Here is a 16930-nt window from a genome sequence, read left to right on the forward strand (position 1 = left end):
CGCGCGACTCTGCTCGGGCCAGGAACTACCGCCGCCAGCGCACCGAGAGCCCTGTTGCCGTACCGCAGGGGGAGCGTTTCCCTTCGGCCCCAGCGGCGGGTGTGCGGGTGGGAGACCCGCCCGCGTCAGGGGGTGAAGATCTGCTCGAGGCTGTCGATGGCTCCGTCCGCGCCGAGGTGGTACTGGAAAACCAGGCCGCTGTCGGGGTGCGCTTCCAGCCAGTCCAGGAACTCCTGGACACCGATGGGCTGGTTCTCGGTGCTCGTCACGATGGGGTTGGTGACGGTGATGTACGCCGCCTGATCCAGGGGCAGATAGGTTTCCTTGCCGACTGTCTCGAACGGCGCACCGTCGGAATCCGGTGTGCCACAGCCCCAGTTGCCGTGCCGGATGATCAGGCTCAGGGACCCGCCTTCGGGCGTATAGCGGTATACGGCGATCTCGTCGGGCGAGATGGGCATCTTGTGGTCGCAGCCGTCGTCCTCGCCACCGGTCCCGGCAGCGATCGGCGAGCCCACGGCCGATGCCGTCGGTGATGCCGCGGATGCCGGGGAAGAGGGCACCTTGCCGTCGGGCGACGACGAGACCTTCCCGGCGGGCAGCGCTTCGGCGGACGGGGTCGCCTTGGCGCTGCTCTTCCCCTTGGCCGGTGAGGGAGTGGCAGCCGCCGCCGTACCCTCCGCATCCGAGGAGGTGGGGGAGCAGGCGGCGAGCGCCAGGACGCCAACTGCCCATGCGCTCAGGGCGAGCGTCCGGAACGCGGTCCGTCTGCGGCGATGCGTGATCATCATGATGTGTCCCCCATGGTGGTGGCAGCGGCTGCCTGCGGAGCCGCGTGAGCTGGAGAGACCATATTCAGCCACGCTGTGGCGCTTTCGATCACCCTGACGCGGTCCGTTGCGAACCGGTGACCAGACCCGCGCAATATGCGAGACCGACTGCTCCAGGACCTCTCCCGGGCGCCGCGGCCAAGCGAGGTGGTTGAGCTCTTGGTCGCAGGCGGGGAGCGAGACTGCGGCGGGGGAGCGATCGTGCAGGGCGAGAACCGTGTCCCGTCGGGCTCCATGACGGTCAGGGCAAGCGGCACAGACGCCGCTCTGGCCGGATCTCTGTCCGCCCGGCCGCGCCGGATCACTGCCGCTGCACCCGGGGGAGAAGCCGCCCTTCTTGATCCCCGCAGGCCCCGCGCCCTTCAGACGCATCCACCCTGGGAGCTACCATCCTCACGGCGTTGGCAACCGTCCACGCCCAGGCGTCCGTCCGGAGCGAGTATGTCGTCCCAAGGCCCCGGCAAGACAGCGATGTGGGCGAAGGTCTTCGCCGCGTTCGTCCTCGCCCTCCTGCCCTTGGTGATCTACTTCATGGCTTCCTTCCAGGGGTCGGGCGCGTTCCCCTGGTGAGTGTGGGCTTCTTATGTCCGGGCGCTGTTGCCAGAGGTGGCTCTCGCACCAGTCGGCTCTGACGAAGCGCGACACATCGGTGACGGCCAATAGGCGTCCATGCCAGACGTTTTGACGGTCTTCAAAAAGTTGGCACCTCACTCCGGCCGCGTTCTACGTTGAGGCCCTCCACCACACCCCCTGCCCCCGTCGCATGCCGTCGGAGCTGTCACACCGAGCACCATGCCGTCCTGACAGGGAAGGAACCCACTGTGCGCAAGCGCGCCATGAGCACACTGGCCGGAGCCGCCGCCTTCGCGGCCGTCATCGTCGCCGCGCCCACGGCCACCGCCGAGCCCAACCCGCCGGGTTGCCCGAAGGGGTACTTCTGCGCCTACTCGGAGCCGGACCAGCGCGGCACCCTGCTGCTGGCGACAGACGGCGACTGGAAGGGCGAGATCCACAGCGTCGGCTCCGTGTTCAACAACGGGTACGTGGCCCCAGGCTTCGACCACATCCAACTCCTCTACGGCTACACCACGTCGGTCCGCAGGATCTGCCTGCACTACAACCCCGGCCCGGGCCAGTACAAGGCGAACATCATCTACGCGACGATCGGGGAGGCCACGTGGCGGGGCGAATGCTGAGCCGCCACGACGACCACCCAAGGCCCCGCCCTGCGTGATGAGGCGGCGCGGATCGGCCGGCGGAGGACGGACAGAGAGCCGCCGTACGCCATTCATAGGCCGCAACCAAGCGTGAACACGGAATTCTCGAAAGGCGAAGCATGTCCTTGCAGAGAGTCGAAAATCGGAAGACGACGACACATCGGACTCGGCTGACCCTGCGCGCGCTGCTGGGCGTCGCCCTCGCGTTCGGCCTGGCGGCGCTGACGCCGCTCCAGGCCCAGGCGGCTTCCAAGGAGAGTGCGTCGTACGGGACATTGCCCAACGAGGGCCTGTACCCCGAGCAGACCTCCTGCTCGGGACGTTACTACCAGCCCAACGTGCCTGGCGGCGCGACGAAGACCGTGGTCTACGCCGGGCGGACCATCACCCTGAAGTACTTCTACAGCCCTGGCTGCGGCTCGTTCGCCCGTATAGAGAACGCGCCCGAGGGTTGTGCCGCGCACAGCAACCGCGACGGTTCCACGATCGTGTGGGTACTCGAGACGGTCGACCCGGGAATCGACTACGCCTATACCAAGGTGATCAACAACCTGGACGGCCGGCTGAGCAAGGCGGTGCTGTTCTGCAACGACCAGCGGCTGGCCGAGACCGCCTGGTATTAGATCGCCTGCTGCGCGCAGCCGCACCGCCGAACCGTTCAGTGCGCGCTGAATCATTGCCCGACGGCATGGACCACAACAGGTCCATGCCGTCGGCTCCGTTGTACGTCCTCGCCCTGGCCTTGGTGGCGTGATCCAGGTCTACGACAACCTCGTCGTCGGGATCGCAAGCGACGGGCCCGGTTCAGGCCCCTCGCCGCCATAGAGCCGGATCCCGCGGTCACATCCTCAAAGGCGCAACCCGCGAGGAAGCACTCCACCTCTACGGCGACGGGGTCAGCCGGCCGTGGCCCCGTTCTGGGAGGCGGTCCAGGAGGAGAGGAGGCGCAGGGCTTCTTCGGAGGGGGAGCCGGGTTCGGCGGTGTAGATGAGGAGGGTGAGGCCGGGTTCGTCGTCCGCGGCCGAGCCGTGCCAGGCCAGGGTGAGCTCGCCGACGACCGCGTGATGGAAGCGTTTGACACCGGTGCCGTGACGGCGCACGTTGTGGGAGCCCCAGCGGGTGCGGAAGGCGTCGCTGCGGGTGGACAGCTCGCCCACCAGGTCGTGAAGGTCCTTGTCGTGCGGGTTGCGGCCGGCTTCGGTGCGGAGCACGTCCACGGTCATGTCGGCGATGAGGTCCCAGTCCGGATAGAAGCGCCGGGCCGCCGGGTCGAGGAACTGGAAGCGGGCCATGTTCGGCGCCTGGCCGCCACTGTCGTAAAGGTCGGCGAAGAACGCGCGGGCCAGCGGGTTGGCGGCGAGCAGGTCCAGGCGACCGTTCGTCACGAACGCGGGCCCGGCGGTGACGGCGTCCAGGGTCCACTGCAGGCTCTTGGGCAGGGCCCGCTGTCGGCTGGAGCGTGACCGGGGGCGGGCAAGCGTGTCGGAGCCTTCCTGGGCCTGGGCCAGGTGAAGCAGGTGGGCCCGTTCGACCTCGTCCAACTGGAGTGCGCGGGCGATCGATTCGAGCACGGCGGGGGAGACACCGGTGAGGTTGCCGCGCTCCAGTTTGCCGTAGTAGTCGACGCTGACGTCGGCCAGCGTGGCGACCTCGCTGCGCCGCAGCCCGGGCACCCGGCGCCGACTGCCGGCCGGCAGCCCGGCCTGCTCCGGCGTGATCTTGGCTCTCCGCGAGGTGAGGAACTCGCGGACTTCGTCACGGTTGTCCACACCCCTGACCGTACGACGTCCGCGCGGCCGTAGGGATGTACTGCCAGTACATGGTTCAACAGCAACTGGTTGCCCGCGCGAAACGGGGGTTCCCTGAATGACGTGGGCTTTCAGCCCGCCCGGCCGTCCGACGCGGTCGGTCCCTCATACGCAAGGAGCAACACCTCATGCGCGGTGTCGTGATGCATGCCCCCGGAGACTTCCGGGTCGAGGAGCGCGAGGACCCGAAGATCCTGAAGCCCACGGACGCGGTCATCCGGGTGGCGGCGGCCTGTGTGTGCGGCTCGGATCTGTGGCCGTACCGCGGGGCCGAGCCCTTCGAGGAGCGCTCCCCGATCGGCCACGAGTACGTGGGCGTGGTGGAGGAGATCGGCAGTGAGGTGAGGACCGTCAGGCCCGGCCAGTTCGTGGTCGGCGGCTTCTCCACCTCCGACAACACCTGCGAGAACTGCCGGGCCGGCTACCAGACGTCCTGCGTCCAGCGCGAGTGGATGAACGAGATGGGCGCCCAGGCGGAGCGGCTGCGTGTCCCGCTCGCCGACGGCACCCTCGTCGCCACCCCGGGCACCCCGGACGAGGACCTGATCCCGAGCTTGCTGACCGCCTCCGACGTGCTCGGCACCGGCTGGTTCGCCGCCGTCGCCGCGCAGGCCGGACCCGGTAGGACGGTCGCTGTGGTCGGGGACGGCGCGGTCGGTCTGCTCGGCGTGCTGGCCGCCCGGCAGCTCGGCGCGGAGCGGGTCATCGCCATGAGCCGGCACGCCTCCCGGCAGCGGCTGGCCCTGGAGTTCGGCGCGACCGACATCGTCACCGAGCGCGGCGACGCAGGCGTGGCGAAGATCAAGGAACTGACCGGCGGCTACGGCGCACACTCCGTCATCGAGGCGGTCGGCACCCAGGAGTCGATGCTCCAGGCGATCCGCTCCACCCGCCCCGGCGGCCATGTGGGCTACGTCGGCGTCTCCCACGACGTCACCCTCGACGGCCAGGAGCTGTTCTTCTCCCACGCACATTTGCACGGCGGCCCGGCCCCGGTCCGTGAGTTCCTGCCGCAGCTGATCGAGCTGATCTGGACGAGGCAGATCGACCCGGGCAAGGTCTTCGACCTCACCCTGCCCCTCGACCAGGCCGCCGACGCCTACCGGGCGATGGATGAACGCCGCGCCATCAAGGTCCTGCTCAAGCCCTGATAGGCCACGCCTGACGAACGGACGGTGCGTGCATGAGTGACGAGATGAGATACGGGCACCTGGGCCGTTCCGGTCTGCTGGTCAGCCGGATCGGCCTCGGGACGATGGACTTCGGCTTCACCGTGGACGAACCGACCAGTTTCGCGGTCATGGACACGGCCGTCGAAGCGGGTGTCAACTTCTTCGACACCGCCGATGTCTACGGCGGCCCGCAGTCGCCGGACATGCGCAAGGGGTACGGCGTCTCGGAGCAGACCATCGGCCGGTGGCTCAGGCGCAGCGGGCGCCGCGACGAGATCGTCCTGGCCACGAAGGTGTACCAGCCGATGGGACTGGGGCCGAACGACCGCGGGCTGTCCGCCTATCACATCCGGCGGGCGTGTGAGGCGAGCCTGCGACGGCTCCAGACGGACCACATCGACCTCTATCAGATGCACCACATCGACCGGGCCACGCCCTGGGAGGAAATCTGGCAGGCGATGGAACAGCTCGTACGCGACGGCAAGATCAGTTACGTCGGCAGCAGCAACTTCGCCGGCTGGGACGTCGCCCTCGCCCAATCGGCCGCCACCGCACGGCACTTCATGGGCCTGACCTGCGAACAGAGCCTGTACAACCTCGCCGTGCGAGCCGTGGAACGCGAACTCGTCCCCGCGCTGCGCCACCTCGGAATCGGCCTGATCCCCTACAGTCCGTTGCACGCCGGCCTGCTCACCGGCGTCCTCGACTCCGCCGCAGAGGGACACCTCCAGGATGCTTCGATGCTGGAGCGCGTCGACGCGCATCGCCACCAACTCGAAGCGTACGAAGAGCTGTGCCGGGAGCTGGGCGCCAGGCCGGCACATGTGGCGCTGGCCTGGGTGCTGCACAACCCTGCCGTCTCCACCACGGTCACCGGAGCGGCGACGAGCGAGCAACTGCGGTCCAACCTCGGCGCGTTGTCCGTGTATTTGGACGACAACGCCCTTGAACGCCTCGACCGTATCTGGCCTGGGCCAGGGGAAGCCCCGCAGGCGTATGCCTGGTGAGACCGGCCCCGGGCCGACCGAGAATCCGGGCGGCATTGCTGCCGCATCGCCGAGCTCTTCCGGGTGGCGATCCGCCAAGGGCGCGCATCGCCGCGACCCGGGCCCCGACCACCATGCCGCCAACCGCGCCGACATCCGGGGCTTCCTCACCAGCCGACGGGCCAGGATCACCCCGGAGCAGGTTGGACTGCCCACCAGCGGACCACGCCGAGTGCCCGGCCTGCGGCGCGAGGAGGTCGCGCAGCTGGCTTCCATCAGCACGGACTACTACACCCGCGTCGAACAGGGGCGCATGCAGGCATCCGTCCCCGTCCTGGAAGCGATCGCCCGTGCCCTGCACCTGGACGAGGACGAGCGCAGGTACCTGTTCGACCTGGCCCGAGCAGTCGGCACCACCCGGCGTGCACCTCGCTGCCGCAGGGATGTCGAGGTGCCGCCCTCCGTCCAGTGGATGCTCGACTCCATGACGAGGTCGTCGGCCTTCGTACGCAACGGCCGCATGGAGGTCGTCGCTCACAACGCACTGTTCCGTGCTCTGCACGCGCCGATGTTCGACAGCGACACCATCGACCGGCGCGGACGGCCGAACATCGCCCGCTACCTCTTCCTGGATCCGGGCTCAGCCGGTCTCTTCGTCGACTGGCAGGCCGCCGCCGTGACCACCGTCGCGCTGATGCGCGCCGAAGCCGGGCGCGAACCCCGCGACCGGGCCCTGCGCGACCTCATCGGCGAACTGTCCACGCTCAGCCCCCAGTTCCGCACCCAGTGGGCCGCCCACCACGTCCGCATCCACCACCACGGCACCAAGCGGCTCCAACACCCCGACGTCGGCCGCTTGGAACTGGTGTACCGATCCATGGACCTGCCTGTGTCCGACCGTGCGGTCTACGACCTGACCGTCTACACCGCCGAGCCCGGCACCTGTTCCGAAGACCGGCTCAGGCTCCTTGCCAGTTGGGCAGCGACACGGCCGTCAGCCGTAGAGCCCACGAAGGGCACGCCATAGAGGCCCCGTGGAAGAAGGAGCGGCGCCTTCAAATTGGTTGACATGCACGGGTGGAATGTCGGACGTTTCGGCCGTGACCTATCGATGCGTCAGGGCCGGCCAGATGGCACGCAGATGACTTTCAAAGACAGGAATCCGAGGCCGGTGCGCGGGGGGAGCCCGGCGGCGCTTGCCGCGGTGGACGCGGGCTCGTGGTACGAGCTGATCAACCGGGGCAGCGGCAAGGCGCTGGACATATCTGGCGCGAGTACTGCTGAGGGAGCCGCCGTTCAGCAGTGGGCCCGCAATGGCGGTGCCCATCAGCGGTTCCAGTTCGTCGACTCGGGCGACGGCTACTACCGACTGAAGGCCCAGCACTCGGGCAAGGTCCTCGACGTCCACGGCTGGTCCGGCGCCGACCGCGCGGACATCGTGCAGTGGGGAGACACAGGCGGCTCGAACCAGCAGTTCCGGCTGCAGGACTCGGCGGACGGTTACGTCCGTCTGATCAACCGCTACAGCGGCAAGGCCGTCGAGGTCCGGAACGCTGTCACTACGGACGGCGCCAAGGTTGTGCAGTTCACCGACCGCGGCGGCGCCAATCAGCAGTGGCAGCTGGTACCCGTCAAGAGCGTGTTGGAGCAGGTGCACACCGCAGGTCGGGTCAAGGACCTGGGGAAGACGGTGCAGTTCAGCTGGCCCGGGGTGTACTTCGAGGGCCGCTTCCGCGGGGTCGGCCTCGGGGTGGTGCTCGACTGCGCGGCCGCCGACTACGACGTCCAGATCGACGGGGCCACCGTCGCCACCCTGGTCACACCCGGCGACACCACGCACTGGATCAACGGCTTGCGGGACGGCGAGCACACGGTCCGGGTCGTCAAACGCAACGACACCCCGGGGGACACCAGCACGTTCGGAGGCTTCGTCGCCGCGCCCGGGGGCGCCGTACTGAGCAAGCCGACGCCCCGGGACCGCCAGATCGAGTTCATCGGGGACTCCCTCACGGTGGGCTACGGCAATGTCTCGGGCACCCGCGATTGCGATCCGGAGCAGCTCAAGCGGAACACCAACACCGACGTGAGCCACGGCGCCCTCACTGCCCGGCAGTTGGACGCCGACTACCAGATCAACGGCTTGTCCGGCCTCGGCATGGTGCGCAACGTCGCCGGCATCTGCCCGGACCTCACGTACCGGACCTACTACGACCGTGCCCTGCTGAACGTGGACGGCGACGTCTGGCAGAACCCGGGGACGTGGCGCCCCCAGATCGTGGTGGTCAACCTCGGCTCCAACGACTTCTCCGACCTCACCCCCGGCGAACCGTGGACGCCCGACAGTCTCGCGGCCGCCTACCGCACCGCCTACGGTGAGTTCCTCCGGAAACTGCGGACGCGCTACGGCGTGGGTACCGCCCTCGTGGCCGTCGGCTTCGACAAGAACGCCGAGCATGTGCGGCAGGTGGTCGAGGCGTGCAACGACGCCGGCGACAGCGGGGTCCACTACTGGTTCCTCGATCAGTCGGGCCTGGACTTCCTCGGATGTGACGGTCACACCTCGGCCCACGACGACCGGGTGATCGCCGACCGGCTTGCCCCGTTCCTCAGCAGCCTGCCGTCGGGATGGTGAGGGACGTGACCTTCCAGTTGTGCCCGCCGCCCCTGGTATCGCATTGGTAGGAGCTAAGCGGTCGACCACAACAAGGCCACCTTCCTGCTGGGCGGCCTCACGAAGGAACCCATCTCTCAGCCTGAGCTCGGCCTGATCGTCAAGGTGATCGGCCCCGTCGTGGGCTGAGAACCCGGCCCTGGGCGTGCCCGCGCGAGCTGCTCAGGACCCCGCATCCATGAATACTTGGCTAGCCACACGATTGCTGCTACGTTATTCATGTGGCCAGCCACACGTTCTCTGGAACTGTCGTATTGCCTTGGAGGAGTGACCCCATGTCCCACAAGAACTCTCAAGTGAAGCCCCCGATCAACCAACGCGTGCTGGCCCTCGGCATCGCCCCTGCCGCGCTTTCGGCGGATGACTTTCCGCCGGGGGTGGCCACGCTCGAGGAGCTGGTCGCCATGAGGAAGCGCAACTGGGCTGCGATCCAGGCCGCCGGCGTCGACGGCGAGGAAGGCTATGTCAGCCTGGACCCCGACGAGGCTGAGGCCGAGCTGCGCCGGCTGTTCGACGGGGATGCGTTCGGCGTGGCGCTGATCGGTGGCGGCATCAAGAATGTCCCCGAGTACACCGTTCTGTTCGAGCGGATCGTCAACGTGCTCATCGACCTCCAACCCAACATCCGGTTGAGCTTCAGCTCGCATCCGACGAACGTGCCCGAGGCGCTGCAACGCTGGCTCAAGAGGTCCTGACAATCCGTGGTCGTCGGTAAGCCGCGCAGCCATCGATTGTGAGTTCCGTCGGTCCGCGGCGCCGCGAGCAGATGCCCGCCCTATTTCCACTGCCGTCCGTGGGAACGGGCGTGTAGGTAGTTGATGCATCAACGGATCTCGATGGTGCCCATCCCGCGTGCGCCACCGCATGCATGAGCTCCCACCGCAGAAATGATCAGTCCGAGCCCCGAGTAGGAGCCACACATGCTTGAAGGATTCGAAGACCGCTATGCCGACGTGAACGGCACCCGGCTCCACTACGTCATCGGCGGCGAAGGCGAGCCGCTGGTCCTCATGGACGGGTTTCCGCGCACCTGGCACGGCCTCCACAAGATCATGACCCCTTTGGCCGCACACTTCCGCGTCATCGCCGTGGACTACCGAGGTCAGGGAGACTCGGACAAGCCCGGGGGCGGCTACGACAAGAAGACCATGGCAAAGGACGTCTACGAACTGGTCCGCGTCCTGGGCTACGAGCGGGTGAACATCGCCGGTGCCGACATCGGTGCGATGGTCGCCTACAGCTTCGCCGCCAACTATCCGCAGGCCACCAAGAAGCTCGCACTCTGGGAAGGCGCACCCTTCTCGCCGATGTTCCAGAACTTCGCCAAGCCGTTCCCCGGGCCCGGTGATCTGAACCTGTGGATATACCCGTTGAGCCAGGTCGAGGGTCTGCCCGCCAAGCTCCTCGCAGGCCGGTTCCGGCACGTGATCGACTGGTCGGCCGAACACCTCGCGCTCCACCCGGAACGGATCAGCGAGGAGAGCCGGGCCATCTACGCCCAGGCGTACGACACACCCGAGGCGCTGACCGCGGGGTTCGGCGTATTCAAGACCTTCCACCAGGATGTGGCCGACAACGACTCGTATCGCCCCCTGGAGATGCCCGTGTTGGCCATTGCCAATCAGGGCGCCGACTTCATGCGGCCGATGATGGAAGACAAGGCCAACGACATCCGCTACAGCGGCATCGAGGACAGCGGCCACTTCATCGCGGAGGAACAGCCGGAAGCCCTGGTGGCCGAACTGGAAAAGTTCTTCGACTGACTCCCCGTAGAGCGAGCGCCTCGCGTTACGCAGGTCGGTACGGGCTCAAAAGGCGGAGTCCTTCGTCCGTACGGCCTACAGCGCTGCAGCGCACTCAGCTGCACGAAGGCCCGTCCCGGTCGTCGGCCAGGCTACACATCGAGGACGGCCGCAGCACCCGCGTCCGGTTCACCGTGGACTCCACAAGCCCCCACAGGCCGACAGCACTCATGTCGGCGGCCACCACTGGCCCACCCCCCATCCCCCCACCACTGACCTGATGGAAAGTGAGACCCCCATGACCACCACCCTCCCCGTCCTCGTCGTCGGCGCGACCGGCTCCCTCGGCGGCAAGGTCGTCGACGAACTGCTCAAGCGCGGCAAGAACGTCCGCGCCCTGGTCCGGCCGACCACCGACGCGAGCAGGCTCGAAAGCCGGGGTGTCGAGATCGCCCGCGGCGACATGCTGGACCTCGACTCGCTCGTCGCCGCCATGAACGGCGCCGACGCCGTGATCACCACCGCCGCCGGCTACACCCGCGGCGGCAAGAACGCGCACGACATCGACACCGTCGGCAACGCCAACCTCGCCGAGGCCGCCCACCGCGCCGGTATCCGGCGGTTCGTTCTGACCAGCATCCTCACCAGCGACCAGACGCCCCAGGTCCCGCACTTCTGGCACAAGAAGATCGCCGAGGACAAGCTCGAACAGCTCGGCGTCCCGTTCGTCGCGCTGCGTCCGGGGGCCTTCCTCGACCAGATCGGGACCATGGCGGGCAACCCCATCGACAAGGGCCGCCTGACGTGGATCGGCAAGAGCCGCGTCCCGCTGACCTTCGTCCACACCTCCGACCTCGCGGCCTATCTCGCGGCCGCCGTCGACGCCGAGGCGGACGACGGTGAGCGCATCGACATCGGCTGGGACCGTCCGATCAGCATGCGCGAGATGGCCGACCTCATGGGCGCCCGGGCCGGCAAGAAGATCAAGGTGTGGGCCGTCCCCTCCGTCGTGGCCCGGGCCGTAGGAGCCGTCGCCGGCCGCTTCATGCCTCTGGTCAAGGACATGACCGCGATGTTCGCCTGGTTCGACACGGGTCGCTACGTCGCCGACCCCCGCCGCCAGGAGAAGCTGTTCGGCCCCGTCCCCACGGCTGAGGACGCCCTCGCCCGGTACACCGACGAGCTGGGCACGACACGGCACCGATGAAGGGCCCGTGTCCCATCCCTCTCCCGCCGACGGCCTGACCGGGACGCCTTGAGCCTGTCCCTCCGGAACGAGGGGCCCTAAGCCCTGCGACGCCGACTTCACCGGGTGTCCTCCATTGACGATCAGATGTCCGCAACTGACGGAGCGATTCGCCGAATGCCGACAGAAGATCGAGAGGTGCCGCGGCGACCACCCCACCGAGGGCCGGGCCGCAACGTGGCGATGGCGACCCCGCGGGTCGTACTCGATAGGTAAGGAACTGGCATGGACAAGCGTGCAGCGTCTGCGGACGTCGGCTCCGCGACGATGCGAGCGGTCGTCGTCACTCGGCCCGGCGGCCTGGACGCCCTTCAGGTCACCACGGTGCCGATGCCCGAGCCGCAGCCCGGATGGGTGCGCATCAAGGTGAAGGCGTTCGGCGTCAACGAATCTGAGGTCACCACCCGAAAGGGTGAGTCCGACGCGGAGGTCACCTACCCGCGGATTCCCGGCATCGAGGGCGTCGGTGTGGTCGATCAGGCCGACGAGGGCAGCGGGCTGCGCCCGGGGCAGCAGGTGGCGACGATGATGGGCGGCATGGGCCGGTCCTTCGACGGCTCGTACGCGCAGTACATGACCGTCCCCGCGAGGCAGGTCATCCCGTTCGAGACGGGCCTCCCGTGGGAAGTGGTCGGCGCGCTGCCGGAGATGTTCCAGACCGCCTACGGCTCCCTCGCCGCGGGCCTCGGTCTGCAGGCGGGGCAGACGCTGCTGATCCGCGGCGGCACCTCCACGGTCGGACTGAGCGCGGCCACGATCGCGAAGGACCTCGGAGCCACCGTGCTGTCCACCACCCGCAGCCCGGATCGGGCCGGGGAACTTCGGGCCATCGGTGTCGACCACCCACTGGTCGACAACGGCACCATCGCCGACGAGGTGCGCGAGCTGATGCCGGACGGCGTCGACGCCGCACTGGAACTGGTGGGCTGCTCGGTTCTCGCCGACACCTTCCGTACCGTCCGCCGCCACGGCACCGTCTGCTTCACCGGAGCCCTGGCAGGCCAGTGGACGATCCCCGACTTCACCCCGTTCATGATCCCCAGCGGGGTGCGGCTGACCAGCTACGCGGGCGGGGCCACCGACCTGCCCCCGCAGGTGTTCCAGCAGCACCTGCAAGACATCGCCGCCGGACGGCTGGGGGCCCCGGTCGCGAAGGTCCACCACGGCCTGGAACAGGTTCGCGATGCCCAGGCCGACGTCGAGGCCGGCACGACGCCGGGCAAGCACGTGGTGCTCCTCGACGACTGAGAAACACACCCACCCGCTGAGAACCCCCCATCCGCGCCGGTCGGAGCCGGCCGACCGCGGCACGCACGAAAGGAACTGTCATGGGCGTCAACAAGGAAGAAATCAGCAAGACCATCCTGGAACTGGAGAAGGCCTTCAACGAGCGGTGGAGCGTCGGAGACAACCGCGGCTACCTCGACAACTACGCCGAGGACATCAGCTACTTCGACCCGATCGAAAAGGACCTGATCGTCGGCCGTGACGCGACCATCGCCCACATCGAGGCGATCTACTCCGACCCGCACATCGTGCGCAACGAGTACCTGAACCCCGTTGTGCACGTCAGCGACGGCGGTGACTTCGCGGTCCTGGCCTACAACCTGGACACCTACGTGCTCGACGACAACGGCAACGAGCGGCAGCTGCGCGCCTGGAACGCCACCGAGGCGTACCGGCTGACCGACGGCGAGTGGCGCATCGTGCACTCCAACTGGGCGTTCGCCCAGACCGCGACAGACGCGATCGCGTCCTGACCGGGGAAACCCCGGGCAAGCTCGTCGCGATCGCCGGCGTCTGCGGCTCGGGCAAGTCCTCGCTCGCCCTCGACGGCCCGAGGATCGCTCGGCCCGGGAAGCGCAAGCTTGTGCCGCGCCCGCCTCACATGCCGGGCCCGGCTTCGCGGGCCGCGAAGGCGGCCGGGGTGAGACCGGTGTGGCCACGGAAGAAGCGGCCGAAGTTCGCGGGATCGGTGAACCCGAGATTCTGGGCCACAGTCCGGGCGTCCCAACCGGCCCCTCCCAGCAGCCGCCGCGCTTCGAGCAGCCGCCGCTGGTCGATGACCTCACGCACCCCCTTGCCGACGGCATCCCGGGCCGCGCGGCTGAGGGTACGAACCGAACATCCGAGCAACTCGGCATAGTCCGCAGCCCGGTGAAGCTCCCGGAAGTGCAGCTCCAGGGCGTCCACGAACCGTGCGTAGGTGTCCCGGCGGCCCGTGCCGTCCTCAGTCGCGCCGGTCGTGGTGACATCCGGGGAGTTGGCAAGGCGCAGCAGCAGCGATTCGAGCAGGCTGCGCCGCAGGGCGTGGTGGACATCGAGCCGGCGCCGCCCCAACGCACGGTGTTCGTCCAGGAGTTGGAGCGCCGTCTGCCGCAGCCAGTCCGCGTCGTCGGGGTGCGGGCTCAGTACGGCAGGGGCCTCGTGCGCGGTGAGCGGGGCCAGCAGACGGGCGGCGTCGGACGTCAGCACGTCCGGCTCGAACAGGATGAACAAGCCGCGTACGGCACCTGGTGGATGCCAGCACTGCGCGTGCCCGGGACGGACCCACAGCCACTGGCCGCCGGCGACGGTCCGCGTGACGTGGTCGACGTCGTGGAGCAGCTCGCCCTCGGTGACGAGGATCAGGTAGTGGAAGGTGGCACGGCCCGGACGGGGCGGGTTCCACGGCCAGTCGTCGTGCTCGGCGAAGAAGTCCTCGACGGTGCTCACCTCAAGGCCGTACGGAGTGCCGACCGGGGGCTGGAAGCCGTACAGCGGAACCGATGCCTCACCGGCCTGCCCGCTGCGTCCGACGCGGGCAGGCTGCCTGGAGTGTCGCTTGCTGACCATCACGTGTCCGCAGTTTACCCGCCGTTTCGCCCGCGTCGCCGGAATGGTTGGAGGGTGCCGTCCGCGCCGATGGCGGACGCCTTTGCCCGCCACCACCCGAGAAGGGAAACGCTCATGAACGGAACGACCCTGCAGACGTTCGCCGCCGAGTGCGCGGAGGGACTTCCCCGGACCAAGCTGGAACATCCCTTCGGCCCGGACTGGGAGGTCTTCAAGGTAGGAGGCAAGGTGTTCATGCTGATGACCGAGGTGCCCGGGCGCCCCGTCGTGATCCTCAAGGCGGACCCCGGCGAAGCCCACGCCCTGCGGGAGCAGTACAGCCAGATCACCCCCGGCTACCACATGAACAAGAAGCACTGGATCACGCTGGAGGGCGGTGCAGGCGTCGACCAGAGGCTCGTCAGGGAGCTCGTCACCGACTCCTACCTGCTCGTCGTCGCCCACCTGCCCAAAGCCGAGCGGCCCGTCGACCCGCACACCTACGGCACCAGCACACGGGCGGCCCGGTGAGCGCGGCCGGTGACCGCCTCCAGGACACCGCCCGACAGGCGGCCCTCGCCCTGCGCGACGTCAGCCACGGCCGCCCCTTCACCCCGGGACTCGACGTCTACAAGGTCGCGGGCAAGGTGTTCCTGATCGTCACCGACGACCCGGACGAACAGATCATCACGGTCAAGTGCGAGCCCGAGCACGCGCGGGCACTGGAGCGCGGCTACGCCTCGATCACCCCGGGCCGCTATCTCGACAAGAGGCACTGGGTCACGCTGGGGCCCGGGCGGGGCGTCACGAAGCAGCTGATCAGTGACGCGGTCGAGCACGCCTACGACCTGGTCGTCGACGGTTTGCCACACAGCGAGCGCCCGCATGGGCCGGCTTCTGACAAGGCCGCGACTGACAGCGAGTGAGGTCGGCTGTGCGACCAGAGTCCTGACCGAGGTTCCGATTGCGGGGGAGGCGCCAGCGCCTTCAGAAGTGGTCGGGGTGTCGCGCGCGGCGCGCCCGAGATGCCCGCGGCTGAGCCGCGGAAGTTCCGCCGATGGCCTCAAGGCAGTCCACCGCGGGGGAACGCCATGAGAGGCCGCGCGCCATCGCCGTCCCGAGCTCCGGTCGCGTCAACACGTCAGGCCGCGTCGCCCCGCCATGTACGGACCGTGCCCGCCGACATGCGCAGACGCCTGTGGCCTTCGACGATGGACGGAACATCAAGGCGCAGGGACCCACACGTCGGCACGCCGTGCACCCACGCCGTTCACCGGCCGAGACCGGTGCTCCGCCAAAGTCGCCCCCTCTCCCTCAGATCCTTCTCTGATCGCCGGGCATGACCACTTGCCATCGGCCGACGACCACTCTATGGTCGTACGAACGTAAGACATACGATCGTAATGCAAAGCAGGGGAGACAGTGATGGCGACAACTCGGCCGGTGGCGCTCGTGACAGGTGCCTCATCGGGGATCGGCAAGGAAACGGCCCGCGCCTTCGCCGCGGCGGGCTTCGAGGTGATCGGAACAACTCGCAACGCCGCGCGAGTCACCGCGCCCGCCGGGGTGGCCTACCTCGACCTGAACGTGACCAGCGACGAATCGGTCGCCTCCGTGGTCAAGCAGGTGATCGACCGGTTCGGGCGCATCGACGTCCTGGTCAACAACGCCGGCGTCGGCGCCAACGGTGCCGCCGAGGAGTTCTCGGTCGCCCGGACGCAGGAGGTCTTCGACGTCAACGTCTACGGCATCATGCGGATGACCAAGGCGGTCCTGCCGCACATGCGCGCTCAACGCCGCGGACGCGTCATCAACGTCTCCTCGCTCAGCGGGTTCGTCCCCAGCCCGTTCATGGCCATCTACACCTCGACCAAGCACGCGGTCGAGGGCTACTCCGGTTCGCTGGACCACGAGGTCCGCGAGCACGGCGTGCGGATCCTGCTCGTCGAGCCCGGCCCGATCAACACCCCGTTCGGGGACCACAGCGTGCAGGGCGACACCCCGATGCCGCTCTACGCGTCGGGACGGCGCACCTTCGACGAGGTGCTGGCGAAGAACACCAGCGGCGGCGACGATCCCGCCACCGTGGCCAAGGTGATCGTCGCGGCGGCCACCGACCGGAGCCCGAAGCTGCGGCGCACCGCCGGCTCTACGGCCGCGAGCATCAGCGTGTTCCACCGCGTCCTTCCGGCCCGGGTCTTCGACCGCATCGTCCGCAGGTTCAACCGGATGCCGAACTGACCCTCGCCCTTCGCCTGCCCGAACCCGTCCGAAGGCGACGGCGCGTCTTCCACGAGGTGAGCGCGGAGGCGTTGAAGACCGACAAGGGACCCGCCCTCGTCGCCAAAGCGATTGCCACCGCGGCCACCGACAGGAAGCCCCAACGGCACCCGCAAGGCGGTCCTGACCAGCGCGGTGGGCCTCGCCCTCCACGTCCGCGATCC

At 68.4% G+C, this 16930-nt stretch carries 18 protein-coding genes; 15 read left to right on the forward strand and 3 right to left on the reverse strand.

Going from position 1 to position 16930, the window contains the following annotated elements; genetic code table 11:
* Window positions 1-125: 125 nt before the first annotated feature.
* Window positions 126-791, reverse strand: a complete 666-nt coding sequence (locus OG381_RS44160; protein ID WP_327721628.1) for a hypothetical protein — start codon at window positions 789-791, stop codon at window positions 126-128.
* 480 nt (window positions 792-1271) lie between these two features.
* On the opposite strand from OG381_RS44160, the gene OG381_RS44165 reads away from it, so the two are divergent.
* From OG381_RS44165 to OG381_RS44175, 3 genes are all read left to right on the forward strand, one after another.
* On the forward strand, window positions 1272-1400 hold the full coding sequence (locus OG381_RS44165) for a hypothetical protein (protein WP_327721629.1): 129 nt from the start codon (window positions 1272-1274) through the stop codon (window positions 1398-1400).
* Window positions 1401-1651: 251 nt separating this feature from the next.
* A complete protein-coding gene (locus tag OG381_RS44170) occupies window positions 1652-2026 on the forward strand; it encodes a peptidase inhibitor family I36 protein (protein WP_327721630.1) in 375 nt (124 codons plus the stop codon).
* Window positions 2027-2166: 140 nt separating this feature from the next.
* Window positions 2167-2670, forward strand: coding sequence for a hypothetical protein (locus OG381_RS44175; protein WP_327721631.1), 504 nt, complete (start codon window positions 2167-2169; stop codon window positions 2668-2670).
* Window positions 2671-2943: 273 nt separating this feature from the next.
* Here the strand turns inward: OG381_RS44175 and OG381_RS44180 are convergent, their stop codons facing one another.
* Window positions 2944-3816 (reverse strand): helix-turn-helix transcriptional regulator, encoded by an 873-nt coding sequence (locus OG381_RS44180; protein WP_327721632.1) that lies wholly within the window; start codon window positions 3814-3816, stop codon window positions 2944-2946.
* Window positions 3817-3983: 167 nt separating this feature from the next.
* Here OG381_RS44180 and OG381_RS44185 point away from each other — a divergent pair, with 167 nt between their 5' ends.
* The 9 genes from OG381_RS44185 (at window position 3984) to OG381_RS44225 (ending at window position 13432) form a co-directional block, all read left to right on the forward strand.
* Window positions 3984-5006: a zinc-dependent alcohol dehydrogenase family protein gene (locus OG381_RS44185; protein ID WP_327721633.1), complete on the forward strand. Its 1023-nt coding sequence runs from the start codon at window positions 3984-3986 to the stop codon at window positions 5004-5006.
* 32 nt (window positions 5007-5038) lie between these two features.
* Window positions 5039-6034, forward strand: coding sequence for an aldo/keto reductase (locus OG381_RS44190; RefSeq protein WP_327721634.1), 996 nt, complete (start codon window positions 5039-5041; stop codon window positions 6032-6034).
* Window positions 6024-7040, forward strand: coding sequence for a helix-turn-helix domain-containing protein (locus tag OG381_RS44195; RefSeq protein ID WP_327721635.1), 1017 nt, complete (start codon window positions 6024-6026; stop codon window positions 7038-7040). The genes OG381_RS44190 and OG381_RS44195 overlap by 11 nt, the downstream gene beginning before the upstream one ends.
* Before the next feature lie 144 nt (window positions 7041-7184).
* Window positions 7185-8645, forward strand: a complete 1461-nt coding sequence (locus OG381_RS44200) for an RICIN domain-containing protein (protein WP_327721636.1) — start codon at window positions 7185-7187, stop codon at window positions 8643-8645.
* 314 nt (window positions 8646-8959) lie between these two features.
* Window positions 8960-9379: a hypothetical protein gene (locus OG381_RS44205; RefSeq protein WP_327721637.1), complete on the forward strand. Its 420-nt coding sequence runs from the start codon at window positions 8960-8962 to the stop codon at window positions 9377-9379.
* A 225-nt stretch (window positions 9380-9604) separates the two neighbouring features.
* Complete coding sequence (locus OG381_RS44210) at window positions 9605-10447, forward strand: alpha/beta fold hydrolase (RefSeq protein WP_327721638.1); 843 nt, start codon at window positions 9605-9607, stop codon at window positions 10445-10447.
* A gap of 277 nt (window positions 10448-10724) precedes the next feature.
* Window positions 10725-11633, forward strand: coding sequence for an SDR family oxidoreductase (locus tag OG381_RS44215; protein WP_327721639.1), 909 nt, complete (start codon window positions 10725-10727; stop codon window positions 11631-11633).
* 306 nt (window positions 11634-11939) lie between these two features.
* A complete protein-coding gene (locus OG381_RS44220; RefSeq protein ID WP_327722714.1) occupies window positions 11940-12920 on the forward strand; it encodes an alcohol dehydrogenase catalytic domain-containing protein in 981 nt (326 codons plus the stop codon).
* 80 nt (window positions 12921-13000) lie between these two features.
* A complete protein-coding gene (locus OG381_RS44225) occupies window positions 13001-13432 on the forward strand; it encodes a YybH family protein (RefSeq protein WP_327721640.1) in 432 nt (143 codons plus the stop codon).
* Window positions 13433-13556: 124 nt separating this feature from the next.
* On the opposite strand, the gene OG381_RS44230 is transcribed toward OG381_RS44225, so the two are convergent.
* On the reverse strand, window positions 13557-14510 hold the full coding sequence (locus OG381_RS44230; protein ID WP_443061990.1) for a helix-turn-helix domain-containing protein: 954 nt from the start codon (window positions 14508-14510) through the stop codon (window positions 13557-13559).
* Between the two features lie 111 nt (window positions 14511-14621).
* Here OG381_RS44230 and OG381_RS44235 point away from each other — a divergent pair, with 111 nt between their 5' ends.
* The 3 genes from OG381_RS44235 (at window position 14622) to OG381_RS44245 (ending at window position 16727) form a co-directional block, all read left to right on the forward strand.
* Entirely contained in the window at window positions 14622-15017 is a 396-nt protein-coding gene (locus OG381_RS44235) for an MmcQ/YjbR family DNA-binding protein (protein WP_327721642.1), read from the forward strand.
* A complete protein-coding gene (locus OG381_RS44240; RefSeq protein WP_327721643.1) occupies window positions 15014-15412 on the forward strand; it encodes an MmcQ/YjbR family DNA-binding protein in 399 nt (132 codons plus the stop codon). The genes OG381_RS44235 and OG381_RS44240 overlap by 4 nt, the downstream gene beginning before the upstream one ends.
* A gap of 499 nt (window positions 15413-15911) precedes the next feature.
* Window positions 15912-16727 (forward strand): oxidoreductase, encoded by an 816-nt coding sequence (locus OG381_RS44245; RefSeq protein ID WP_327721644.1) that lies wholly within the window; start codon window positions 15912-15914, stop codon window positions 16725-16727.
* Window positions 16728-16930 lie beyond the last annotated feature (203 nt).

Origin of the sequence: Streptomyces sp. NBC_00490 (assembly GCF_036013645.1) — a bacterium.
GTDB classification, from domain to species: Bacteria; Actinomycetota; Actinomycetes; order Streptomycetales; family Streptomycetaceae; genus Streptomyces; species Streptomyces canus_F.